The organism is Arthrobacter sp. N199823 (assembly GCF_002929705.1).
Classification (GTDB): domain Bacteria; phylum Actinomycetota; class Actinomycetes; order Actinomycetales; family Micrococcaceae; genus Specibacter.
On sequence record NZ_PJIN01000001.1, the window covers coordinates 70334 to 94773 of the forward strand.

Annotated in this window: 19 protein-coding genes, 2 pseudogenes and 1 riboswitch; of the genes and pseudogenes, 10 read left to right on the forward strand and 11 right to left on the reverse strand. The window is 60.4% G+C overall.

The features are described 5' to 3' along the window. Positions 1 to 1470, forward strand: coding sequence for a glycoside hydrolase family 32 protein (locus tag CXQ93_RS00310; RefSeq protein WP_104108516.1), 1470 nt, complete (start codon positions 1 to 3; stop codon positions 1468 to 1470). An 81-nt stretch (positions 1471 to 1551) separates the two neighbouring features. Next, a pseudogene (locus CXQ93_RS00315) lies at positions 1552 to 3111 on the forward strand (glycoside hydrolase family 32 protein). 65 nt (positions 3112 to 3176) lie between these two features. On the opposite strand, the gene CXQ93_RS00320 reads toward CXQ93_RS00315, so the two are convergent. Next, positions 3177 to 4061: a VOC family protein gene (locus CXQ93_RS00320; protein ID WP_104108517.1), complete on the reverse strand. Its 885-nt coding sequence runs from the start codon at positions 4059 to 4061 to the stop codon at positions 3177 to 3179. Between the two features lie 97 nt (positions 4062 to 4158). Beyond that, positions 4159 to 5004 (reverse strand): response regulator transcription factor, encoded by an 846-nt coding sequence (locus tag CXQ93_RS00325; protein ID WP_104108518.1) that lies wholly within the window; start codon positions 5002 to 5004, stop codon positions 4159 to 4161. A 215-nt stretch (positions 5005 to 5219) separates the two neighbouring features. Between CXQ93_RS00325 and CXQ93_RS00330 the strand changes: the two genes are divergently transcribed. The 5 genes from CXQ93_RS00330 (at position 5220) to CXQ93_RS20555 (ending at position 10977) form a co-directional block, all read left to right on the forward strand. Further along, positions 5220 to 6908, forward strand: coding sequence for a cell wall metabolism sensor histidine kinase WalK (locus tag CXQ93_RS00330; RefSeq protein ID WP_104108519.1), 1689 nt, complete (start codon positions 5220 to 5222; stop codon positions 6906 to 6908). Positions 6909 to 7052: 144 nt separating this feature from the next. Beyond that, positions 7053 to 8768, forward strand: a complete 1716-nt coding sequence (locus CXQ93_RS00335) for a cell wall metabolism sensor histidine kinase WalK (RefSeq protein ID WP_181035992.1) — start codon at positions 7053 to 7055, stop codon at positions 8766 to 8768. Positions 8769 to 9010: 242 nt separating this feature from the next. Continuing rightward, the gene (locus tag CXQ93_RS00340) at positions 9011 to 9394 is read left to right on the forward strand and encodes an Hpt domain-containing protein (RefSeq protein ID WP_146073119.1); all 384 of its coding nucleotides are present in this window, start codon (positions 9011 to 9013) and stop codon (positions 9392 to 9394) included. A 264-nt stretch (positions 9395 to 9658) separates the two neighbouring features. Then, positions 9659 to 10807 (forward strand): glycosyltransferase family 2 protein, encoded by a 1149-nt coding sequence (locus CXQ93_RS00345; RefSeq protein WP_258068496.1) that lies wholly within the window; start codon positions 9659 to 9661, stop codon positions 10805 to 10807. A 5-nt stretch (positions 10808 to 10812) separates the two neighbouring features. Further along, positions 10813 to 10977, forward strand: coding sequence for a hypothetical protein (locus CXQ93_RS20555; RefSeq protein WP_181035993.1), 165 nt, complete (start codon positions 10813 to 10815; stop codon positions 10975 to 10977). Positions 10978 to 11048: 71 nt separating this feature from the next. On the opposite strand, the gene CXQ93_RS00350 is transcribed toward CXQ93_RS20555, so the two are convergent. The 5 genes from CXQ93_RS00350 to CXQ93_RS00370 all read right to left on the reverse strand — a co-directional run bounded on the left by CXQ93_RS00350 (position 11049) and on the right by CXQ93_RS00370 (position 16348). Further along, positions 11049 to 12083, reverse strand: coding sequence for a hypothetical protein (locus CXQ93_RS00350; RefSeq protein WP_104108522.1), 1035 nt, complete (start codon positions 12081 to 12083; stop codon positions 11049 to 11051). A 368-nt stretch (positions 12084 to 12451) separates the two neighbouring features. Next, positions 12452 to 13447: an Lrp/AsnC family transcriptional regulator gene (locus tag CXQ93_RS00355; protein WP_181035994.1), complete on the reverse strand. Its 996-nt coding sequence runs from the start codon at positions 13445 to 13447 to the stop codon at positions 12452 to 12454. Between the two features lie 111 nt (positions 13448 to 13558). Then, positions 13559 to 14806: an amidohydrolase gene (locus CXQ93_RS00360; protein WP_104109131.1), complete on the reverse strand. Its 1248-nt coding sequence runs from the start codon at positions 14804 to 14806 to the stop codon at positions 13559 to 13561. Between the two features lie 56 nt (positions 14807 to 14862). After that, complete coding sequence (locus tag CXQ93_RS00365) at positions 14863 to 15591, reverse strand: hypothetical protein (protein WP_104108524.1); 729 nt, start codon at positions 15589 to 15591, stop codon at positions 14863 to 14865. A 22-nt stretch (positions 15592 to 15613) separates the two neighbouring features. After that, the gene (locus tag CXQ93_RS00370; protein ID WP_104108525.1) at positions 15614 to 16348 is read right to left on the reverse strand and encodes a DUF5058 family protein; all 735 of its coding nucleotides are present in this window, start codon (positions 16346 to 16348) and stop codon (positions 15614 to 15616) included. A gap of 890 nt (positions 16349 to 17238) precedes the next feature. Here CXQ93_RS00370 and CXQ93_RS00375 point away from each other — a divergent pair. Next, positions 17239 to 18015: a type 1 glutamine amidotransferase domain-containing protein gene (locus CXQ93_RS00375; RefSeq protein WP_104108526.1), complete on the forward strand. Its 777-nt coding sequence runs from the start codon at positions 17239 to 17241 to the stop codon at positions 18013 to 18015. A gap of 157 nt (positions 18016 to 18172) precedes the next feature. Here the strand turns inward: CXQ93_RS00375 and CXQ93_RS00380 are convergent, their stop codons facing one another. Continuing rightward, positions 18173 to 18883, reverse strand: coding sequence for a hypothetical protein (locus CXQ93_RS00380; RefSeq protein ID WP_104108527.1), 711 nt, complete (start codon positions 18881 to 18883; stop codon positions 18173 to 18175). 153 nt (positions 18884 to 19036) lie between these two features. On the opposite strand from CXQ93_RS00380, the gene CXQ93_RS00385 reads away from it, so the two are divergent. Continuing rightward, entirely contained in the window at positions 19037 to 20266 is a 1230-nt protein-coding gene (locus tag CXQ93_RS00385; RefSeq protein WP_104108528.1) for an MFS transporter, read from the forward strand. Positions 20267 to 20377: 111 nt separating this feature from the next. Here the strand turns inward: CXQ93_RS00385 and CXQ93_RS00390 are convergent, their stop codons facing one another. The 3 genes from CXQ93_RS00390 to CXQ93_RS00400 form a co-directional block, all read right to left on the reverse strand. Then, entirely contained in the window at positions 20378 to 21712 is a 1335-nt protein-coding gene (locus CXQ93_RS00390) for an LLM class flavin-dependent oxidoreductase (RefSeq protein WP_104108529.1), read from the reverse strand. Between the two features lie 16 nt (positions 21713 to 21728). Then, positions 21729 to 22493 (reverse strand): 3-oxoacyl-ACP reductase, encoded by a 765-nt coding sequence (locus CXQ93_RS00395; protein WP_104108530.1) that lies wholly within the window; start codon positions 22491 to 22493, stop codon positions 21729 to 21731. 73 nt (positions 22494 to 22566) lie between these two features. Further along, a riboswitch (TPP riboswitch) is annotated at positions 22567 to 22660 on the reverse strand. A gap of 131 nt (positions 22661 to 22791) precedes the next feature. Then, a complete protein-coding gene (locus CXQ93_RS00400; RefSeq protein ID WP_219817303.1) occupies positions 22792 to 23370 on the reverse strand; it encodes a TetR/AcrR family transcriptional regulator C-terminal domain-containing protein in 579 nt (192 codons plus the stop codon). Positions 23371 to 23451: 81 nt separating this feature from the next. Between CXQ93_RS00400 and bioB the strand changes: the two are divergent. Then, positions 23452 to 24429, forward strand: a pseudogene (bioB, locus tag CXQ93_RS00405) (biotin synthase BioB); the annotation flags it as partial. Between the last annotated feature and the right edge of the window lie 11 nt (positions 24430 to 24440).

Here is a 24440-nt window from a genome sequence, read left to right on the forward strand (position 1 = left end):
GTGAATCAAACAGATCCTCTGATGCGCAGGCCTGCCTTCCACTTCACCCCGCAACGCAACTGGATGAATGACCCCAACGGTCTTGTTTACGATCGCGGCCTGTGGCACCTCTACTATCAATACAATCCCGAGGGTCCGGACTGGGGCAATATGAGCTGGGGCCATGCCACCAGCACAGATCTGCAGCACTGGACCGAGCATCCCGTGGCGCTGCCGCATCGCGAGGGGGAGCAGATTTTCTCCGGTTCCATCGTGGCGTCTGCGTCCGACGTCGGGCCGCTTCTGACCGCGTACTATACGAGCGCTTACGACGACGGACACCAAGCTCAGTCCCGGGCGAACAGTACCGACGGTGGTTTCACTTGGGAGACGGACCCCAGCAACCCCATCCTGGATCGCAACACCAGCGCGTTCCGCGACCCCAAGGTGATTCGCTATGCGGATGCCGGGGGAGAGCTTCGGTGGATAATGCTGGCCGTCGAGGCGGATGACCGGCAGGTGCTCTTTTACTCATCCACCGACCTGCACACCTGGGAGTACCAGAGCGCCTTTGGTCCTCTGGGAGTGGACGGGGTGGTCTGGGAATGCCCGGATCTCGTTGCGCTGCCGGTGGATGGGGATCCAGACACCATCCGCTGGGTACTGCTGATCAGCACCAACCCGGTGGGCGAGGACGCGGACCCCGAGGGATCCTCGATGAGCTATCTCATCGGCGACTTTGACGGCACAACGTTTACCGCGGACTCCTCCGAGCTGACCCGCCTTGATCACGGGCGGGACTTCTATGCGGGCGTCACCTTCGACAACGCACCAGCCGGCGAAAAAGTCATGATGGCTTGGATGAGCAACTGGAGCTACGCCCGCGAGATTCCGTCAGCACCGTGGCGTGGTGCCATGTCGTTACCCCGCCGGTTGTCGCTGCGCACCATCGGCGGATCCCCGCGGCTCATCCAGCAACCGCCGAAATTCATCCAGGAACAACTCCTTGCGGCAGATCCCGCAGCCCGAATGAGCCTGGCCCAACCCATCCACATGACCTTGAGCGGGCATTCGCTCATGGAACTTCAGTGGGATCCGAACACCACGGGACAGCTTCGGCTGACCCTGCAGGGCGACGCCGAGTCCGAGGTGGTCATTGAGCACTCGCCCGCAACCGGCGCCTTGCGCGTCACCCGCCAAGGCGCCGCTGTGCAAGCGGTCCATGCAGCCTTCCCATCGACGAGCACCGTTGCTCTCGATGTGCTGGCGCCGGTACGGCTGCTTCTGAGCCTTGACGGCCCGCTGCTGGAACTGTTCATCAACGACGGCGAAGCTACCGCAGCTAACCTTGTTCTCCTGGGCTCCGGTCCGGTGACTGCTCGGTTTGCAGCCGAACTGCCGGGACATGTTTCGGTTCTTCTGCAAGATGTCCGTGAATCTGAAACGCCTGCACGGCCCTCTCTGCCAGGACGCTCCCCAGTCCGCCTCTGATCCACCTCTCTGTTCTGCAACTGCCAATTGACCCTGGCGGGCGCCCCCGTGCGCCCGCCAGACCTTGAAAGGAAGCAAATCATGATGCCCAAAATCTCCCGCCGGAGTCTCTTGCAAGGCGCCGGAACCGGCGCCCTGGCGCTGATGATGAGCGGAGGCTTGCCCGCCGCTGCGCAAGCCCAGGTCTCCCTCCGCGCCAAATACCATATGACCCCGCCGTCCGGCTGGCTCTGCGACCCACAACGACCCGTCACCACCAATGGCGCCTACCAGCTTTACTACCTGCACTCCGGTCAGAACAATGGCCCGGGTGGTTGGGACCACGCCACTACGACCGATGCAGTCACCTTCACCCACCAAGGCACCGTGATGCCGCTGGAGCCCGACTTTCCCGTTTGGACGGGATCCGCCGTGGTCGACACCGCCAACACCGCCGGATTCGGTGCTGGAGCGGTCATCGCCCTGGCCACGAAACCGACCGATGGCATCCGCAAATACCAGGAGCAATACCTTTACTGGTCAACCGACGGCGGGTTTACGTTCACGGCGCTTCCCGACCCTGTCATTGTCAACACCGACGGTCGCACCGCAACAACGCCGGCCGAAATTGAAAACGCCGAGTGGTGCCGTGACCCCAAGATCCATTGGGATACCGCGCGCAGTGAATGGGTGTGCGTGATAGGTCGGGCACGCTATGCAAACTTTTACACCTCAACGAACCTGCGCGACTGGAACCTCAAGCTCAACTTTGACTACCCCAACCACGCCCTCGGTGGCGTTGAATGTCCCGACTTGTTCGAAATGACGGCCGACGACGACACCCGTCATTGGGTGCTCGGAGCCAGCATGGATGCCTACAGCATTGGCCTGCCCATGACCTACGCCTACTGGATGGGCGTCTGGGACGGTGATGAGTTCATTGCCGATAACCTCACCCCGCAGTGGCTGGACTGGGGCTGGGACTGGTACGGGGCCGTCACCTGGCCATCCATCAACGAGCCGGAGACACGCCGTCTTGCAATCGGGTGGATGAACAACTGGAAGTACGCCGCCCGTGATGTACCCACGGACGCAACCGACGGCTACAACGGCCAGAACTCCATTGTGCGCGAGCTGCGCCTGGCGCATCAGGCCGACGGCCGATACAGCCTCCTCAGCAGCCCCATTGGATCATTGACGAATTAAACGACAGCAACCACAACGGTGCCTGCCCAGACGGTCAACGGAAGTTTCACCCTGCCATTCAACGGCCGCGCCTACGAGCTCGAACTCGATGTCAGCTGGGATGCCGCGAACAACGTTGGGGTTTCCGTGGGACGCTCCGCCAACGGATCCCGACACACAAACATTGGCAAGTACGGCAACGAACTCTACGTTGACCGGGCGCCGTCGGACCTCAGCGGATACTCACTGGCACCCTATTCGCGGGCCGCGGCTCCGATCGATGCGAATGCCCGCTCCATGCATCTGAGAATCTTCGTGGACACCCAAAGCGTTGAAGTGTTCGTCAATGCCGGACACACGGTGCTTTCCCAGCAGGTGCACTTCGCCGAAGGAGACACAGGAATATCGTTCTACTCCGACGGCGGAGCGGCAACGTTCTCCGGCACCACCATCAGAGAAATTGACGCCTCCACCTGACGAGGTTGTAGACGTGGTCCCCTGATGAGTGCCACCCTGTAGTGGAGCTCATCAGGGGTTACGTCTCACAGCTCGGCAATGATGAGTTTCTTCATCTCCAGCATCCGTGAAAAGGCGCCCGGGTGCGCCATGAGCTCGCCCATGTTCTCCGGCACGATCTGCCAGCTCACGCCAAAGCGGTCCTCCACCCAGCCGCATTGTTCGGCCTCGGGCACGCTGGAGAGCACCTCCCACAAACGATCGATCTCCTCCTGATCTGCGCAGGAGACTTCAAGCGAGAGTCCCGGTGAGAACGTGAAATCGTGATCGGTACCGCCGTCCATCGCGGAGAACCACTGCCCGGAAAGATTGAACTCGGCAAACATGATGCCGGCCGCTGCATCCTGATGAGGCATGACCATACCGATGCTTGAATCCGCCAGAAGCCCGGTGTAGAGATCTATTGCCTGCTGAGCCTGGGCAGTGGGTCCGGTGAAGAGGAACTGTGGAATCACGGGCGGCCGCCGCTCTCCGGCAGGGTCGCTCAGCATCAGCTGCCAGTTAACACCGAAGCGGTCTTCAACCCAGCCATAGAGCTTGCTGAACGGATATTCGCCCAACTCCATGCGCACCTGGCCTCCATCTACAAATGCCTCCCAGATACTCTTGGTGCGAGAGCGGGCCTCATCCTCCCCGCCGTCGAACATGAGCGGATCCATGGTCAGGATGAAGGAGATAGCGGGTGTTGGCCGGAACTCGTTTCCTGCGTTGATGAGGCGGATCTGGTAACCGCTGACGCTCACATCCACGACGAGGGCTTGCCCCGCAAAATCGCGTTGGAAGTCCAACAAGCCTTCTGTTGGATAAGTCATTGTTGTCGTCGCTGACGTCTGCGGAAGTACGGCAGAGTAGAACTCTCCAACCTCCACCGCGTTGCCTTGACACCAGACGTTGGGCACGATCCGTTGCACGATTCCTCCTAGAAGTGACTCATTTCAGGATGTCACGGGGCTCCGTGGCCTTCAAGAGATATGAAGCCGCCAATGCGAATAAACGGACAGCCGCTGCTTAATGAACCAGACGGTAACCCACGCCCCGGACAGTCTTGATCCAGCGCGGTTCTCGCGGATTGTCCCCCAACTTCCGGCGCAAATTGGCGACATGAACCTCAATGGTCCGTTCGTCGGCATCACTAATATAGGAGCCGACGTCGTATTCCTCACCGCGGAGGCGGCGCACCAGGTCAGACTTGGTGCGCACCTGCTTGCCGCTGTCCACGAGTGCATGAAGGAGGTCGAATTCGGTGCGAGTCAACTCCAATTCGGTACCATCCACTTCCGCTGTACGGTCCCCGCTGTTCAGCACCAGACCGTTCACCGCTTTCGGGATGCTTGCAGATGCTCCGTTGCCCGTTGAGTTCATCCCCTGGCTACTAGCTGCACCTTCCGAAGTGCCTGAGGCAGGCCCGGAGGTACTTTCGCTTGGTGCAGTGACTGCTGGTGGTGCGGCTGCCGCTGCTGCAGCGGGAAGGCCGTCGCCGGCAAACCTTGGACGGCGCATCATGGCGCTGATCCTTGCCCGCAGCTCCCGTGGCCGGAAAGGCTTGGTGAGGTAGTCGTCGGCTCCGGTTTCCAGCCCCATCAGGGTGTCCATTTCATCTGCCCGGCCCGTGAGCATAATGATGTAGGCATCGCTGAACAGGCGGATTTGCCGCGCCACTTCGAAGCCATCAATATCCGGCAGACCCAGATCCAGGGTCACAACGGCAGGATTGTTGAGCCGAACAGCTTCAACACCAGTGGCACCGGTGCTGGCAGCGTGAACCTCAAATCCTGATTGGTTGAGAATGACGCTGATCAGTTCCCGGATATCCTGGTCATCTTCAACGATGACCGCCACACGAGGATTGTCCATTTTTCCCCCACTAAATCACTAAAAACAAGAAATTGCTGCTGTAACGCGAGACCGTCGGGCCCCAAGCCCTTCCGTATCTCCAGTATGGCATTATCTAAAGTGGCGGTTTCCTGGTTTGTCCCGCTCCGATCAGCAATTTTGTGTATTAGCCGTGCGACAGACCATAGCCGCCAACACACCAGCATGACGAAGCATGTTTAGCAACGGAAGTAATCTTGACTGACACACCTGCAAATCAGCTCATCGGCCGGCTCTTTTACCAGCGATCCCAGCGGGTACGGGTGATGTTGGCCCAGCTGCCATTCTTCTTGACTGTGTCTTTGGCGGCCCTCATGATCGGCATCTTATATCCGGGGCTCCTGTCCAATTCACAGCTGGTGGTCAGCTTATGGTTGAACGGCTTCTTGATGCTGGCCTGCCTCGTGGTCCCTTGGGACAAGCTGCACCCGGCATCGTTTCTGGTCATTCCGTACATGGATTTTTTTGTGGTGGCATTATTCCGTGAGGGCATCCAGACCTTGCTATCGTCGGCGGGCATGCTGGCACTCTTCCCCATATTTTGGATCTGCGCCTCTTGCGTGGCACCCAAAACTGCCGTGGCCACCAGCACGTTGGCGAGTTTGCTGATTATTTGGAATCCGGTCTTCCAATCGGGCCAGGTGAGCGCCGACGCCCTGATCAGGCCGATCCTCTTTCCGTTCATGATGCTCGCCTTCGCGATTACCGTGGTGGTGCTCACCACCAGCATGGAAGGCCAACGCAATACCTTGCTGGACAAGGATAAGCTCCTTCGCGCAGCGCTTGCGGAGAGCCAACACCGGGAGCTGCTCCTGGAAACAGTTGTCGACACCGTCGGGGTGGGCGTGGTGGTGGTGGATGCGCACGGCCATGACCGCTTGATGAATTCCGCTCAAGTAGCCATTCATACTTTGGGCCGGCCCCTTGACATCGCCGACCCCGAGGAGAAGGAGCTCCTGCTCTTTACGCCGGACAGAGTGTCCTTGGCACCCGAAGCACGCCCAGTGAGACGTGCCATCAATGGAGAATCATTCACCAACTACCAAATCTGGATTGGCACCGGCGAGCAGGCCCGGGCCCTGTCCACGACAGCTCGCATCATGCGGCACGACGATGGAAGAAGTGAAGGAGCCGTCATCGCCTTCCACGATGTCACCGACATGGTCAACGCCTTGTCCGCGAAGGATGACTTTGTGGCCAACGTTTCCCACGAATTCCGCACACCGTTGACGGCCATCCAGTCATACATTGACTTGGCCCTTGAGGCCCCGGGACTACATCCTCCGGAGGTGGGCCAGTATCTGAAAATTGCAGACCGAAATGCCGAACGTCTCGGTGGGCTCGTGGGAGACCTTCTCGCCACCTCCTCAATCACCGTAGAACGCACGCCCACCAATATGAACCGCATCGTGGCCGACAGCATCGCCTCCGCAGCTCCGGGCGCGGCCGCCAACTCCGTGGCCGTCGATTGGCAGTGCGAGGAACCGCTGCTGGCCATGGTCGACGGCGTCCGCATCAGCCAGGTGCTGGACAACCTAATCTCCAACGCGGTGAAGTACTCTCCTGACGGTGGAACTCTCACTGTCCGTGCGTGGGCAGACGGGACCGATCTGCGCTGCCGCGTCAGTGACACCGGCCTCGGCATGAGCTGTTCCGAGCAAGCGGGAGTTTTCCAAAAGTTCTTCCGGGCGGGTACTGCCGTGGAACGCGGCATACCGGGCATCGGCCTTGGCCTGATGATCTCCAAGACCATCATTGACACGCATGGCGGGTCCCTTCTCTTGGAGAGCCAGTTGGGCGTGGGAACCACCATGAGCTTCGTGATCCCCGCGTGCGTCATCGATTCTTCTTCGACACCAAAAGAGGTCTCACCCGCGGGGGAGTGACAGCTGTATGGCATTATCGATATCAATGGTTCGTTGCACCGAAAGTGCGATGGTCACATGTCGCGTGACGCCCTGCAGGACATCGAGTTCTCGGAAGGGTCGCGGCACCTCCCGTGGCAGCGACTTTGAAGGATGGAAACGATCATGACGGACACCGGTTCGCGGGAGCAGACAGGAAATAATCTCTTCCGGTTGCGAGGTGAACGGAAACGGGTCTTCCTGACACAACTGCCGCTTTCCCTGATCATGGTGGTCGCCGTCCTAATTGCTGCCGTGATTTATCCGCAGTCCTTTCAGCAGCCGTTGTTTGTGGCCGCTCTGGTGATGCACGTCTTGTTGCTGATCGCATCCTTGACCGTCCCTTGGGAACGGTTTCCACCGGCCGCCGTCCTGGTCATCCCGTATCTGGATTTCATTGCCGTGGGGCTATTCCGCGGAGGGAATCAACAATTCCTCACGGCTGTGGGACTGTTGATCTTCTTTCCCGTTTTTTGGCTGGCATCCTCAGGAATGGCAAAACGGACGTCAGTCGCCGTCAGCGTGGTGGCTGCCTTGCTTATCGTGTGGCTACCCGTGGTGACAGCCACGGAGGGTTTCACCATTGAGCAGCTGGTGCGGCCACTTCTCTTTCCGATAGTGGTTCTGGCCTACGCCACCACGGTTGTCGCTGTCACCAACACCATGAACGTCCAACGCAAGGCGCTTGAAGCCAAGGATGTTCAGCTGCGGGCAGCGCTTGAGAGTAGTCAGCAGCGGGAAAGGCTCTTGGAAACAGTGGTTGATACTGTCGCCGTCGGTTTGGTGGTAGTGGATGCAGAGGGCCACGACATGCTCATGAACACCACTCAGCGAGCCCTGCACACATACGCCCTCCCCGAGGATGTTGCCGATCCCCAGGAACAGGAGCTGTTGGTTTTCGCTGTGGATGCGGTTAGCCCTGTGGCAGCCGAGGAACGCCCGGTTCGGCGCGCCATCAGGGGTGAGGAATTCACCAATTACCAGGTGTGGCTGGGCGCTGGGGACAAGGCCCGTGCAGTGTCCACCGCGGCACGCCCCATGAAGGATGAACAAGGGAATTTCGACGGCGCCGTCATCGCTTTCCACGATGTGACGGACATGATGGCTGCCCTCGAGGCGAAAAACGACTTCGTCGCCAATGTCTCTCATGAATTCCGGACTCCCTTGACCTCAATCCGCGGCTACTTGGATCTGGTTCTAGAGGAGTCGGCGGAGCTGCCGCAGGATATCCACGATTACCTCGACATTGCCTCACGGAATGTGGATCGCTTGAGTTCGCTTGTCGCGGACCTGCTGACCACAGATTCGGTGACACTTGAATTGACGCGGACCGACGTTGTCCGGCTCGTCGCGGACAGCCTGGCCTCGGCCGCTCCTATGGCAGAACGCAACAAGGTCATCTTGAGTTCGCAGGTACAGGCGCCTTTGGAGGCCTTCATCGACTCCCGGCGGATAGGACAGGTGCTGGATAACCTAGTATCCAATGCAGTTAAATACTCGCCCGACGGCGGAACCGTCTCGGTGAGCGTCACGGCGAACGGCGCAGATTTGTGGTGCAAGGTCCAGGACTCAGGTATGGGAATGAATAGCGAAGAACAAGCTCAGGCGTTCAGCAAATTCTTTCGTGCAAGGTCTGCCGTGCAGCGCTCAATCCCCGGAATCGGGTTGGGGCTAATGATCTCAAAGACAATCGTTGACAAGCACGGCGGCACCATTAGCCTCGTCAGTAAAAAAGGGGCCGGCACCACTGTTAGTTTTGTCCTGCCGGGCTGCCTGAGCTCTGCCGCCAGCGCCCCCAGACGTGGCCACGCGGGGGAAGCTGCACGTCAAGACGCACCGTGATCTGAGAGGTTCCAGAACTGTGCGAATACTCAAGAAAAGATCAAGATGCTCAAGGAACAGGCCTAGAACCTAACCGAAAGGTTAGGGGAAAAGTGCCTTCCTTGAGGGTTTACTTAAGCTTCACGCAAGTAGTTGGGTATGAGCCTAAATACTCGGTACTTCCACCCTTCGGGACGTTAGTGTTGATACTCAAGGCACGTCAATAAAGGCATAACCAAGAGGTCAGGAGGCGTACGAAGAGAATGGCAGCTGCTAAATTACCCCTCGTCTGCGCGGCAACTCTTCACTCCCTGGAAGAATCCCTCGATGGAGAGCGGGAGCTCTGCCGTAGTTTTGTGTGCAGGTACGTAGAAATGTGGCCGGGGCGTTTTGAACGGATTTACGACGCTGTCAGCTCGGGTCATCACGAGGAGGCCTTGGACTCAGCCTTGAGCCTGCGCAGCTCATGCCTGATGGTGGGCGCAGCCCAGCTGGGAAAGCTGACCAATGACCTTATCCACCTTTTGGGATCAGGGCGTCCCTCCGCAACAGCCAAGAAATTGGCTGCGCTGCAAGCCTGCGGGAATCAGACGGCCCGGCAACTGACCACCTCTTATGTTGATCCTGCGCAAGGCACACATATTTGAGCCATTAAGTGGCGAAGGGCCCCGTGTGAGGGGCCCTTCGTCGTTTAAGGGGGTTTAAGGCCACGAGCTGGCCGGGGCTTGGATTCTAGGGTTCATGGAGCATCCCGCACTGGTGCGCTGTCTTGAGTATTCCTTGTCTTGAGCATTCCCTGCGTCAGTCCTGCGGTAGTCCTGTTTCATTCCTGACGGTTTCTTGTCTGTTGGTTAAGTTGCCGCTGTCAAAGTAATAAATGACAGCGAAACAAGCCCACGGGGAGGAATCCGATGCAACACCAGAAGATGATTGATGCAGGGAAACTCCCCAGCGCTTTGCAGGAATTCCCCGCGGACATCCAGCATGGCACCCATCGTGCCAAGGGCGGCGTAGTGACAGTTCTGGTCCCGGCCCACAATGAGGCCGAAGCGATCATCGATACCCTCGAATCGCTGGGACGCCAGACGCGCCGTCCGGATCGCGTGATTGTCATTGCGGATAACTGCACGGATGCCACAGTGCAACTCGCTGCAGATTTCGGTGCCGAGGTGATCAGTACCGTAGGAAATACAGACAAGAAGGCCGGTGCGCTGAACTTCGCCCTGAACGGGATCCTCGCGGATGCCGACCCGGATGATTTGATCCTGGTCCAGGATGCCGATTCCCAGTTGTCGCCGGACTTTATCGAGAACGCCGTGCGCCACCTGAGCGCCAACGACAACCTCGGCGCCGTCGGCGGTGTTTTTCGCGGGGGTCCCGGTGGCGGGTTCGTTGGTCACCTGCAGCGCAATGAGTACGCACGGTACGCCAGGGATGTGAAGCGCCTCCACGGGAAATGCCTTGTTGTCACAGGCACTGCTGCACTGTTCCGGGTCCGCACTCTCCAAGGCGTCTCCACTGCCCGGATCATGGGGCTGCTGCCGGCTGGCAACGGCCACGGCGGCATCTACGACACCTCGGTCCTCACCGAAGACAACGAGCTGTCCTTCGCGCTACTCACCCTGGGCTACAGCATTGCCTCGCCCGCCGATTGCACCCTGGTCACCGAGGTCATGCCCACCTGGCGTGAGCTGTGGGCGCAGCGGCTCCGGTGGAAGAGGGGAGCGGTGGAGAACTGCGTGCAGTACGGCTGGACCAAGATCACCCGTCCCTACTGGGGCCGCCAAATTCTCTCGATGATTGGCGTTCTGGTGACCTTGGCGTATTTCTCCTCGATCGCCGTCGCCCTTGGATCGGGTCAGGGCCTGCATGTGCACGCGTTCTGGATGGCTGTGACAGGCGTCTTCGTGATTGAACGGATCGTGACAGTGCGCCTGCGTGGCTGGAAATACATGCTTCTGGCGGCCACTATGTACGAAACAATTATTGACCTCTTCCTGCAGGTGGTTCACGCCAAGGCCTACACGGATGCAATTTTCAACAAAAAGAAAGTCTGGTAATCATCATGTACAACAACCCCACAGCACCCATGGCCGCAGGCGCAGGATCGGCCGCTCTCGCCATGACCGGCGCAGGCCAACTGTTTTGGTTCGCGCTCGCAGCCTTCGCAATGCTGGCACTCGGCATGGCAATAAAGCGCATCGTCCCGGTGCGCGCACAAAAGTCATAACTGCAATCCCACGGCCTGATGCTGCCGGGAACCGCGGACGTTCCGCCACGGTTCCCGGCAGCATCAACCGGCTAGCCGATGGGTGCCGTAGCTGCTGAGTACTTGGCGACCGTGGTGTAACCGGTTTTGGAACCAGTGACCCGCACCTTGATGGTGGCACCCTTGTCTGCCTGAACTAGCTTGTACGTTTTGGCTGTGGCTCCCGGGATGGCTGTTCCCGAGCGGTACCACTGGTACTGCAGGGTTGTTCCCGTGGTCCAGGTTCCCGTATTCGCCGTCAAGGTATAACCGGTCCGCAAGGTACCACTAATGGTCGGAGTAGGCGCTGTGAGCGTCAGAGGCGGGACAACTCTCGGTGTAAAGGAGAAATCACGCACGACGACGGTTTCCGGCACCACATGCGCCGGGTCGCCACCACCGCCCCCTGTGACCCAAAGGTTGAAGTGGATTGCTTCCTTGGCGGGCACGGGGACAGTAGCCCCCTGCATGATAGTCCTCTTGAGCAGGGTGCCGGAGTATCCTTCACCCGCATATGTTTCGAAGGTCAGCTTGCCCGGCTCCCAGATCAACTTGTGGGTCAGGATGAGATCGTTGGTCACGTCAAAGGTGATGGTGCTGTTTCCTTCGCCGGCCGGTTTGCTGGCATCAAACCAATAGCCGTGACCTTGGGTAACGGGCCAGGATTCGCCGTAGCTAGCTCCGCCTCCCCAGGCAGAAGCTTCACACAGATCGATTTCGTTGAAACCTGGCGCCGCTTCGGGGTCATAGGGGAAAAGGCAACCCCAGACCACTTCCTTTTGGAGCAGGTTGATGTTCTTCTCCACTGTGGTGCTGTACGTCCCATAGCCGAAACCTTGACGCGTGGACTGAAGTTCAGCTCCTGCCGGCGCCGATCCGCTCGGGTTGGAGATCTTCAAGGTCACGTAGTCGTTGGCGTCCGGGGCGCTGACATTGGCCGGATCAAAACTCTGGTTGTATTGCGGAGCCCCGCCCCAGAAGCGCTTTTGCCAGTTGAAACCTTTCCACGCAAAACTGCCGGCGGGGCCTGGATCCTCCGCTGCCGCTGCCGTGTTCTCAGCGTGGGACGGAACTGCTCCTGCCATCATGCACAGGCTCACCGCCACGAAAATTGCCAGATGTTTTCCGCGCCGGGGGAAAAGTCTCCCCGTGGGTGGAGGTGATGTTTTCTTCGTGTGAAAAAGCGCCAATACCGTCCGTGACATTGCTGAGACCTCCACTGTTAGATATCCCCGGCGATCGGCATAACCCCGGGGTGGGTAAGCCGGCCCCTCCCGGATTACCTGCGAGCCCGGGCAGCTGCCCACGCTCTTCGCCTCATGCCCCACCCAAAGCATGCAACTTCTTGATTATGGGACACGGGGGCCACTTTTGGGGCAAAAAGCTGTCCCACATGGTCAACTTCCGAAAATGACTCAATGATGACGGAAATACACCGGGATGTGCAGTGCGTGCATCACCCGGCTTGAGCGGGGGGAAGCTTTCCGTTCTGATAGACAACTGTGCTGCGCTTGAAGATGCTGGCGAAGAGCGAGACGTCCACGTCAATCACTCCGGCATGCGCCGCAATGTCCTCCATCACCTTACGCAGTTCCGCGAGGCTTCGGGCAGCGGTCTGGACCAGGATGCGGCCAGAAACATTGGCGGCCCAACGCGTTGTGGGAAGATTCGCGAGGTACAGTCCCGCGGCCTCCAGCGAGGCAGCCTGGACGTGAACACTCAGGAGGCCCTCGACGGGATAACCGATCGACGCCGGGTCGAGGATCGCCCGCACGTACACGGCACCGTCGGCGATGAGTGTCTCAAGGCGGCGGCTTGCGGTTGGTTTGGACATGCCGAGGCCAGCGGCTAGCTCTTCGATGGTGATGCGACCGTTGGCACGGAGAAGCTCGGCCAGGGCACGGTTTGGCTCGTCCAGCAGCGGCATGCCGAGCTCCGTGTACCTCGTGGCGAGATGCGGGAGCTCGGAGGAACTGAGTGTCTGGTACTGGTCCAGGGTAAGAATGTCCGGCCGCCAGCCTGAGACCGTGCGGTAGTACTCGAAGATCGGTTCCAGCGAGAGATTTTGGATGCCGTCCAAGGCGGCAAGTTCACCGTGGAGGAAGCCGCTAACAGCTTCGCGTTCCAAGAACAGCTCAACAATGCACTCGCTCGCTCCGGCCAGCGCGCTGACCCAGTGGGTCTCCGGCCGCTCGGAAAGCCAGGTCCCGATCGCGGTGATGGCTGACGGTGCGGCGGCCACGCGGAGCATGTATAGATCCACCTCCACCACCGAGATTGCTGCCGGGCTTGGGAACGACTGCACCCGCACCACCCCGGACGCTAGGAGCCTGTTGCCGCGGCGGGCTACGGTGCGTTCCTGCTGCTCCAGCACCTCGGCAATGAGCCGCCACGGTGCTCTACCATTGCGAATGAGTGCGGCCACGATCTGGGTGTCAAGGGTGTCAAGCATGGGCATCATTATTCCATCCTCAGGCGTCGCTCTCGCCCAGCCACCCCATGAGGAGGCGCCTTGGGAAGGTGTGTGTACGACGGCGGGGAGGTGCCCGCCGTCGTACGCTGGCTACTTGCCGAGGTACTCCAGGAGCACCGCAAGGGCCGCGCCAGTGCCGTTGACCACGGCTAGCTCGGCGTTGGGTGCGAAGTGCGGAGAGTGATTGCCGGCGGGGGATGAGCCGTCGGCGAACGCCTTAGCGGGGAACGCGCCGAAGGACCAAAAGACCACCGGGACGCCGATCGCATCCCCGAGCCAGCCTGCATCCTCCGAGCCCATGCCGAGTGGTGCAGCGATGACGGACTCGGAGCCGAAGCCTGCCTGGAGTGCCGCTGTTGCGCGCGCCGTGTGCTCGGCGTCATTGAAGAGGCGCGGGAAACGGTTGATCTCCACAATCGCGGGCTCGTCAATGCCGGAGGCGGCGGCCTCGGCGGCGACAATGCGGCGAATCGAGCCTAAGACGTGGGCGCGGACGTCCTCGTCGGGTGTGCGCACATTGACGCTGAACTCGGCGGTTTCCGGGATGATGTTCTCCTTGAGGCCAGCGTGGAAGGTGCCCACCGTGACCACCGCCGGTGTGATCGGGGCAAGTTCCCTGGAGACAATGGTCTGGAGGCGCAGAACCATTGAGGCCGCGGCGACAATGGGATCCAGCGACATTTCCGGCTGCGAGCCGTGGGCTTGGCGGCCGCGGACGGTAATCCGCCAGGAATCGGCCAAGCTCGCCATGTTTCCGGCGCGTAGTGAGAACGTACCAGCCTTGGCGGGCATCACGTGTTGGGCGAGAACCACTTCGGGGCGCGGGGCACGGTCCCACAAGCCGTCGTCGACCATGGCCTTGGCGCCCCAGGCCGTCTCCTCGCCGGGCTGGAAGAGGAGCACAATTGTCCCGTGCCAGGCATCGCGATTCGCCGTCAGGTACGCAGCGGCGGCGAGGGCCGTTGTTATGTGCGTGTCGTGGCCGCAGCCATGCATGGTGGGTGCTTCACTGCCGTCGGGCAGAATGCCGGTCGCCGTGCTGGCGTAGTCCAGGCCGGTAGCCTCCGCTATTGGCAAGCCGTCCGTGTCCGCGCGGAAGCCGACAGTTGGCCCCTCGCCGTTTGTGAGGAGACCGACGACGCCGGTCCCACCCGAGCGGAAGTGCTCGATGCCCAGCTCCGTCAACCGGGCCTCAATTGATTCGGCGGTTCGGTGCTCTTCCGAGGACAGCTCCGGTGCGCGGTGATACGCCTTGTACATCTCGATGTGCTCGGCAATGAAGCTCTGGGGGACCTCGATGCCCGCGGCGAGGGCAACGGTGGTGGTGGTGTCAGTCATGGTGGCCTTTCGTGTCACTGAGGTGAGGTTTTGCTGCAGTGCCTAGTGCTTAGTCTTTAGTGTCCAATGGAGGCCGGGGCCTCGGTGGCATCAGTTGCGGTACGCTTCCGGGCGAACCACGCCACGATGATCACGGCGATGACGGAGATTGCCGTTGCATAGTTGGTGAGCGCCGGCGCGATCCGGATCACGCCGTACACCACAATGGCTGCGACTACTGCGGCGATGATGGTGGTGCGGGCGTTCTTCATCGACACGATGGCCTGGATGGTCACGGCGCCAAAGACGGCCGAGAGGATGTAGAGGCGGGCCACCGCGATCAGCCCCTCCGGCAAAAGACCCAGGAGCCAGGTGCCGAGGAAACCCACGAAGACGATGAGCGTGACGATGTGGACGGTTGCCGCGCCGATGATGGCAGCGCCCGCGATGAGCTCGGCCCTGCGCGTGCCCGGCTTCTCACCGAGATCTGTCTGGGCGATGAGTGCGGCCGGGAGCAGCTTGTTGGCGATGTTGCCGATCATAAACGCCTGGTACATGGCGGAGCGGCCGAGGATTGGATAGTAAGCAATCGGCTCAACGACGGCAATGATGCCGAATGTTGCGAAGACGATGGCGAACGCGGTCCACACCTCGTGGCCCGTAATGCCCAATCCCGTGCCGAACGCTGTGAAGAGCGCTGCCGCGAGTGAGACGAGGAATCCTAGGCCCAAGGTGACGGGGCCCCAAATGGATGTGGTGCGATCGAATGCAGCGAGCCCGGTGAGGGTTGCGGTCTTAGATGACATGAGCGGTTCTCCTAGGCTCGTATTACTTGGCAGTGGCAAGGAAGGCGGCGGCAAGGGCAACGAAGATGGCGATGCCGAGACCCCATTCGCGCAGCCAGGGCTTCTTCAAGAACTTCGCACCGGCGATGCACAGTCCCATGACGGCTGCGGAGACCAATAACGTCAGGACGTGGACCCCTGACTTGGTGGTCTCGGTAAGCGCGAGCGTGATGAAGGCGGCGAGAATCGCGGCCGTGGGGACCACTGTCATGATGGCCGGGTTGACCGTGCGCAGCGTCTTGTCACCCTTGGCCAGGATGGGGGTGAGGATGAGCGCAGTGAGCATCCACACGAGACCGCCGAGAGTCATTGCGGCAAAACCAATAGCGAAGACTTTCTGGGTGTAGGTGGGGCCGCCGAGCATCGCGCCCTGGGACTGGGCCGCGAGGCCGGCCGCGGCAACGTCGAACGCCGCGGAGCCAACGAGTCCGATGCGCGTCAAGACAGCCGGGGTGCTAAAGAGCGGCAGAAGCGAGATCGCGACGAGGGCAACGGCGAGCGAAGGGCCGATCGCGGCGATGCCGCCGCGGCGGACCGAGCCCATGACCTGCTCATCCGTGAGGTTGGCTGAGCTGGCGGCCTTCCGGATTGCGCGCAGGTAGATAACCGACTGGAGCACGATGACCGCGAACACAGCCGCGGCACAAATCCAGAGGACGGGGTGGAAAGACACGGGGCTGATATCGGTCGAGCCGGGGTCTACGGCGAAGCGGTGCATCCGCACTCCTTAGGGTCATTGGTGGTTCAGCTGTGATGCGGATCTATTGCATGTGTGATCTACGTCACTACTGATTAACCCAATGGAACGGCATGTGATGTCCACAAGTCAAGGCTTTTACTTAAGAAATGTCGATAATGACCAATTTGTGTCGCTAAGTTGTCGAGTGTATGAAACCTTTCAATGGTGATGTGCTGGGTTTTCCCTGGTTTCTCAAACCACAACCGCCGCCGCACGTGTGCGAAATTGCTGTGTGAAATCGGTGGCGATGGCCTCGCTGAGCCCTGTGCGGGCGGCAGATCTTCCATCCAGGGCGGATGCGTAAATTTCTGCTGGGCCGAAGGAACTGATCTCTTCATCTAGGCAAGCCCGCGCTGGCACCTGGCCCACGAAGAATCACTCGTGGCTGCTGTTCGTTACTCTCGGGGAGTTTTTCATGCGTTCATATCGTTCATTGACAGCCGAGCAGCGGCTAGCTGCCAGTTAGAGAGTTGGTTCAAGATCTGGGGTAGACCACCATTGGAAAACAAAGCAGCTAAGCAGGTGTAGTCCTTTGAGTTCACGCTGGCGGTTGTTCGCCAATATCTCGACGGTGAGGGGAAGCGAGCGGGAAACTCGTGGAGTTCCTGATCGGTGTCCTTGACACGGCGGGAAGAACCACGGAACTGCACCGCCAACGTTCGTGAGGCTCGATCGCCCACACTCGCCATGAAACTCAGGGTTGCGAGAATCGCGATGGTATGTAGTCGATTTCGCCAGAAGGACTACTTGGGCCCTCGTTGGCTGTAATGGCAACGAATTTGCGCCCGCAGCGTCCGGAAGCTTTTTATCCAAACAGGACAGCTTGGCCTGACTCTACTAGGCTTGAAAGTAGACGAAAGGAGCATTTCATGAAGAAAATCCTCATGGTTTTGACCAGCGTTTCGGAGATCGGCGATACAGGCGAGAAGACCGGTTACAACGTGGCTGAGGCTGCGCATCCTTGGAAAGTCTTCAAGGATTCCGGGCATTTCGTTGATTTTGCATCCATCAAGGGCGGACAACCTCCTCGTGACGAGGTGGACTCGACAGATCCCATCCAAGTTGCGTTCACGGAAGATGAGACCACGCGTGCCGGTCTCTACAACACGGCTTCTGTCGACGTCGTTGATCCTGAACAGTACGACGCCGTCTACCTCGTGGGAGGCCATGGCACCATGTGGGACTTCCCTGACAGCGAGGGCCTGCAGAACCTAGTAGCCAGCGTCTACAGCGCCGGAGGCGTGGTGGGCGCGGTCTGCCACGGACCTGCCGGCTTGCTGAACGTCAAATTGGCCAACGGCATCCACCTCGTCAACGGCCGTAAGGTGGCGGCTTTCACCAACGACGAGGAAGTTGCCGCAGGAAAGGACAAAGTCATCCCGTTCTTCCTGGCTGACAGACTTGCCGAACTGGGAGCCACGCACGTCTTCGCTGACGTCTTCGAGGAGGAGGTTGAGGTGGCTGACCGTTTGGTGACAGGCCAGAACCCCGCCTCGGCTGCTGGCGTAGCCAAGGAAATGGAGAAGCTGCTGGCGGAGGTCATTCACCAGGAAAAGGCTGAGGAGCAGGACGAGGCAGAAGCAGTCCGTGCCCAGAAGGACGCTGAGAAAGCCTCCAAGAAGGCTGAAACCCATACCGGTCACTGACCCAGCGACCCACACATGAACTGGCTGCCGCACCGAAGACGGTGCGGCAGCCAGTTCATGTTTGTCTAGAAGTCTGCAGGATCGCAGCCCTACCCCGCCACCGTCCCGCGGGGTCAGATGCCCAGCAAACCTTGGGTCGGATCCCATGGCCCTTGGATTAGTTAGCGCGATTCTTCGCTGTAACCGCTGTAACCGCTGTAACAGGAGCATCCATGAGCCCTTCAAGCCCCGAATTCCCCGTCTCGGTGGCGTGATCTTCGCCGTCGGTAGAGTTGTTGGCCGCGCCGTTGGCTGCGATATCGACAATTGCGAGCGCTTCGGTTTTGGCCTGCTCGGGCTCAGCTTCACGGGAATCCGTGGTGGCGGAGTCCGCCAGGTTGGCCTCCAGCAGTGAACTGCGATGACGGCGAGCATCAGCCAGCATGAACAAGCGTTCTGCCGCGGCAGAATCGCCCTCCTCCTTGAGGAGGGTACCGGCCGCCATCAGGGCCTCTGCAGCCACGGCATTTTCACGGTAATCCAGGAATGCCCTAGCGGCTGAGTCAGCGGCGATTTCAGTGACCTGGGCGCTGACGAGAGTGGCGTCCTCCAGCGAATAACCATGTCCCAGCTGATACACCTCGTGGTACAGGAAGGCATAGTTTTCCTCCCTGAAGTCCATGGAGCGATCCAAGCGAGCCTTCAACTCGGTCTGCTCCGCAGGGGAGAGATCGTCCACTTCAAGGCCGATGCGGTGAGCAAATTCGCGCAAGTATTCGGGGCTGGCCAGTGGCATGCCACTTAGCGCGATGCGAGTTTCGCTCGCCTCTGCTGGCAACGGCTTGGGGGCGGAAAAGAGGGCAAGGAATTTTTGGATCAAGGTGTTCACGGGGTCTCCATTAGTAAAAGCTGCCCTTAAATCTTCTCAGTCTTCGGCGGACTTTGCCTGCATGGGATCCAGTGATACTCGACGCAGTGTGAGGGCAGACTCTGTTCCGTCATTCCGCGCGCCGGGACGCCCTGACCGCCTAAGCTTGTAGCCATGACCAAAACCCCCTCGGATTTCTCACGGCGTCGCCTTGCCATTTTCGCTTTCATGTTGATGTTTGGCATCGGCATGGCATCGTGGGTGGTCCGGACCCCGGCCGTGCGCGATCTGCTGGCAGCCTCCACAGCCGAGATGGGTCTGGTGCTGGTGGGTCTCTCCGTTGGCTCCATGACAGGAGTGCTTTCCTCTGCCGCAGTGGTGCGCCGTCAAGGGGTGCGCTTCACGGCCACTGTAGGCGGATCCAGTTTCATTGCCGGGATCGCCATGCTTGGCATCTGTGCCGGAATGTCCAACTTCCCCGGGGTTTTCGCCGGACTGGCACTCGTGGGCTTCGGGATCGGGGTGAGTGAAATCGCCATCAACATTGAAGGCGCGGCACTGGAAACACTCTCCGGAAAATCGGTCATGCCAGCCCTGCACGGCTGCTTCAGCTTAGGAACCGTGATCGGCGCAGTGGTGGGCATTCTCCTGACGTCCATCAACTTCTCCGTCACCTGGCAACTGGTGCTGGTAGCCCTGTTCGGCGCCGGCGTGCTCGCTACCTTGACCCGCTTTATCTCAGCCGAAACAGGCCGCGTCCCCCGCGTGGCGCGCGGCGAGAACATCGAAAAAACACAGCAACCGCGCACGTCCTGGCTCGACGCCTGGCGCGAACCACGCATCCTCATGCTCGGGCTCATCATCCTGGCGCTGGCGCTCGCCGAAGGATCCGCCATGGACTGGCTGCCCCTACTCATGGTTGACGGCCACGGCCTCACGGCCACGCTCGGCTCAGTCGTCTTCGCCGGATTCGCGGCAGCCATGACTCTGGGCCGATTCCTCGGTGCGCCCTTGCTGAAGCGCTTCGGCAACGCCACCGTTCTGCGCGCCAGCACACTTGTCTCCGCCGTGGGCATTGCGCTCGTGATCTTCTCCGATAACCGCATCATCGCCGGCGCCGCCGTGCTGCTCTGGGGTGTGGGTGCCGCCCTGGGCTTCCCTGTGACCTTGTCTGCCGCGGCCGACAGCGACGACCCCACCTCCTCCGTTGCCGCCGTGGCCACCGCCGGATATGTCGCCTTCCTGGTGGGCCCGCCCTTGCTCGGTTTCCTGGGCGAGGAATTCGGCCTGCGCGGTGCCATGATCCTGGTCTTGGTAGTGGTCACGCTCGCGTCCCTGCTGACCAACGCCGCCAAGCCGCAGCCCCGCAAGGATGCCACGGAATTACAGTCAGCTACCCTCTGACCCTTCCCGCTCTTTTCTTAAAGTTCGACGCCGGGAGCCCACCTTCGCGAAAAAGGTGGGCTCCCGTCGTCGAACTTTAAGAAAAGGGAGGACCCCTCAGGAGGCTCGCGGCTACCTCGCGTGCCCGGTCAAATTCCTCACAGCTGGTCGCCGTAGGCCCAAAGTTTCCCGCAGTGTGCTTCCTGGATAAGCCGTTCGGAAAAGGCCACGCTGTTGCAAGATGGGAACGACCAGCTCCACAAAGTCCTTGAGCGATTCAGGATAAGCGGGGCACATGAGGTTGAAGCCGTCGCAGGCAACGGACTCGAACCAGTCCTGGATTTCATCCGCTACGGTGGCGGGCGTGCCAATCATCGTTGCATGGCCACCGCCAGCAGCCAAGAAACCCAGCAGTTCACGCAGCGTTGGGTGCTTCGTCTCAATGATGCGCTGCACCGTCAGGTAGCGCCCCTGCGGACCCGTGAACAATTCAGCAGCTGGCAAGGCAACGACAGGCTCATCAAGTTCATGGTTGGTGTAATCCTGGCCGGTGAAAATGTTGAGTTGGGCGATGGCCGCGTCAATGTCCAGAAAAGCATCCAGGACCCGTTTCTTCTCCAACGCCTCGGCGTGTGTAGCCCCGATATAGGTGACCAAGCCGGGGAGGATAGGAACGGCGGTTTCGCCGCGTCCGGCGCGGGCCAGCCGTCGGTGCATATCGGCGGCGAACTCGAGCGCAGAGTCCTTGTCCCAGGAGACGGAGTAGATGGCCTCGGCCCAACGGGCAGCAAACTCCCGGCCTGCTTCGGAAGAACCTGCCTGAAAGAGCACGGGCCTGCCTTGCGTTGAACGCGGAACGTTGAGGGGACCCGCCACGGAGAAATACTTACCCTCGTGGTGGATCGGGCGAATGTGCCCTGGATCGATAAACGTACCGTTTTCCCGGTCCCGCGGAAGCGCGTCGTCGGACCAGGAGTCCCACAGCTGAGCAATCACGTGGACAAATTCATCGGCGCGCTCATAGCGCTCGGCATGCGGTGGCAGTGCAGTCATTCCGTGATTCTGGGCCTCGGCATCAAACATGGACGTGACGATGTTGGCCCCCGCCCGGCCGCCACTGATGTGATCGAGCGACGCCAGCATCCGTGCAGCATGGAACGGCGTATAAAAACTGGAGGACACGGTGGTGACCAGCCCGATGTGGTGGGTGGCCCGGGCCATGGCACTCAACGCCGTAATCGGTTCCAGAAGCCCCGGCACACCGGCTGAATACTGCCGGTTGATGCTGTGCCCATCCGCGAAGAAGACGGCGTCAAGACAGCCGCTTTCGGCGAGTTGGGCCAGCTCCTCGAAGTAAGCGATGTCGCCAACGCGGTCGGCGCTAGAGTCCGGGTGCCGCCAGCCCATGGTGTGGTGTCCAGCGCCAAAGAGGAAGGCGTTGATGTGCAATTGTGTTGCAGTGTTCATGATCTGTCCCCGCCTGCTAGTTCATCACCAGTCCGCCGTCGACCACGAGATTTTGTCCCGTCACCGCCCGCGACCAGGGAGATGCGAAAAATAAGGTGGCATCAGCAAATTCGGCGGGGGTGGTGACCCTGCGCAGCGGCGTCCCGCCAGCGATCACGTCAAAGACGTGCTCGGGAGTAGCCGAAGAAGCGTCTGTGCTGCGCAACAGCCCGCCCGAAATCATGTTGACGCGGATGTTTTCCGGTCCCAGATCGGCGGCGAATGTCCGGGTCAGTGCCAATAGGGCAGCTTTTGCTGCGGTGTAGTCGTGGTAGGGGACTACGGGATTCTGAAACAGGTTGGTGCCAATGTTCACAATGGTCCCGAAGCCGGCTTCTTTTAGCCCCGGCAGCACAGCCTGGATGGTGTTCAGGGCCCCGCCCACCACTCCAGAGAACTGGGCGTGGAAATCCGCAAAGCCAATCTCATCGGCTTTGGACCGCCCGTCGCCATTGAAGGAAAAGTCCGGCAAGGCATTGTTGATCAGGGTGGTGATGGGCGAGCCAAAATGCGCGGCGGCCGAGCTGACCATCGCTGTTACTTCATCGAACTTGGTAACGTCAGCACGCAGCGCGATGGCCCTATCTGGGCCAAATTCTGCGGCCAGCTGGTGGGCAGCGGCTTCGCTGTTGCGGTAGTTCACCACCACCCGAGCGCCTTCCTGGGCGAAGGAGCGGGCTATCTCCACGCCGAGTCCGCGTCCGGCGCCGGTGATGAGTACTGTCTGGTCTTTGATGAGCATGCGTGCACCTTTCAGAAGAGCGAAAGGATGCACAAAATAGCGAGACGTACGCCAAAAAAGGCGCTCTCGTACTATGTTTCCGGACCGGCATCCCTTCGCTCGGATTATCGAGATCAGGTTCGACGGGTCTAGCTCTCAGCCGCAATGCGGCACCCCGTGCAGTGTCCAAGAGCAAAGCTACCATGCCAGCCCATGGGCTCTCGGCAAGCCCGCGGTGGCAGTTCGGGCGGCTTCCAGAGCTGCCAGTCTCGAGGGAACCATGAGTCCACGGCTTTGTAGACGTGGTGACGTTTACGGTTCAGCTGGCGCGTTGCGTGGGCTGTGTAGCCAGCCCGTTCAGCATGAGATCCAGTCCGAAGTTGAAGATTTTGCCAGCATCCCGTTCGGTGGTCGCCAGCAGTCCGGCGCTCGTCAAACCGGCACGGGTCTGTTCATCAGTGACTGAACCCAAAACGTAGGAAACCAGCGCTTCTGCAGCCCACTCGGCTTGATCCGCGGGCAGCTTTTCACCTTCCAACAGTGCGCCGAAAAGCTGCAGCGGGGTCGTGGACCTTGGATCCAAGGCGTGTGCCAAGGCAACCACCTCGGCGCTGTCCCGAACCGTCAGCAGCGTTTCCCGAACACGCACCGCTAGCTCGCGAAGGCTATCTGGAGCCTGAATCGCCACGGGTTTCAGGATCAGTCCGGCGAGCACGGTGAGTAGGTCCTGCTTGTTTTTCACATGCCAGTACAGAGCGCCGGGCTGCACGCCAAGATCACGAGCCAGGCGGCGCATGGACAAGTCCGCGAGGCCGTAGTCGCGCAGGATTCCCATGGCTGTCTCCACGATTGCCTCACGCGTTAACGCCATCTTGGCCCACCCCTCCCAGTTTCCCATGCCATCGAGGCACCCCTCCATCTTCCCCCATCAACAGAGCCTCTGATTGACAATGTCCAACGCTCACCCCACTATTGAACAGTGTTCAATTACTTTGCAGACCTAGCCAGTCGCCAACTCGACGGCGCCACCCTGACCCGCGAGGAAGCACTCGCCATCCTTGAATCCGCTGATGATCAGTTGCTCGATCTGGTCGCGGCCGCCGCCCGGCTACGTCGCACCCACTTCGCCAACACGGTCAAGGTCAACTACCTGGTCAACCTCAAATCCGGTCTTTGCCCCGAGGACTGCACCTACTGCTCCCAGCGCCTCGGATCGGCCGCCCAAATCCTGAAATACACCTGGCTCAAACCAGAAGAGGCCGTAGCCCAGGCCGCCAACGGTATCCGCGCCGGCGCGTCCCGGGTGTGCCTGGTCGCCAGCGGCAAGGGGCCCAGCGACCGCGACGTGGACCGCGTGGCCGGGATGGTGGGCAACCTCAAGGAGCAATACCCGGCCGTGGAGGTGTGTGCCTGCCTCGGCATTTTGAAGGAAGGCCAAGCCCAGCGCCTCGAGGCTTCCGGGGCCGATGCGTACAATCACAATCTCAACACCAGCGAAGAAAACTACGCCGACATCTGCTCCACACACACCTTCGCCGAGCGTGTGCAGACAGTGGAATATGCCAAGGAAGCCGGCCTGTCACCGTGTTCGGGCCTGATCGTGGGCATGGGGGAGAGCAACAATGATCTCATCGATGCCGTCTTCGCCCTCCGCGCCTTGGGCAGCGATTCCATCCCTGTCAACTTCCTCATGCCCTTCGACGGTACCCCGCTAGAAGGCACCTGGCTGCTCACCCCCGCCCAGTGCCTGCGCATCCTGGCCCTGGTCCGCTTCGCCTGCCCCGACACGGAACTGCGCATGGCTGGCGGTCGCGAAATGCATCTGCGCACGCTCCAACCACTGGCCCTGCACGTGGCCAACTCGCTCTTCCTGGGCGACTACCTCACTAGTGAAGGCCAGGCCGGGGACGATGACCTTGCCATGATCGCGGACAATGGCTTTGTTGTGCTGGGTTCCGAGCTATCGAG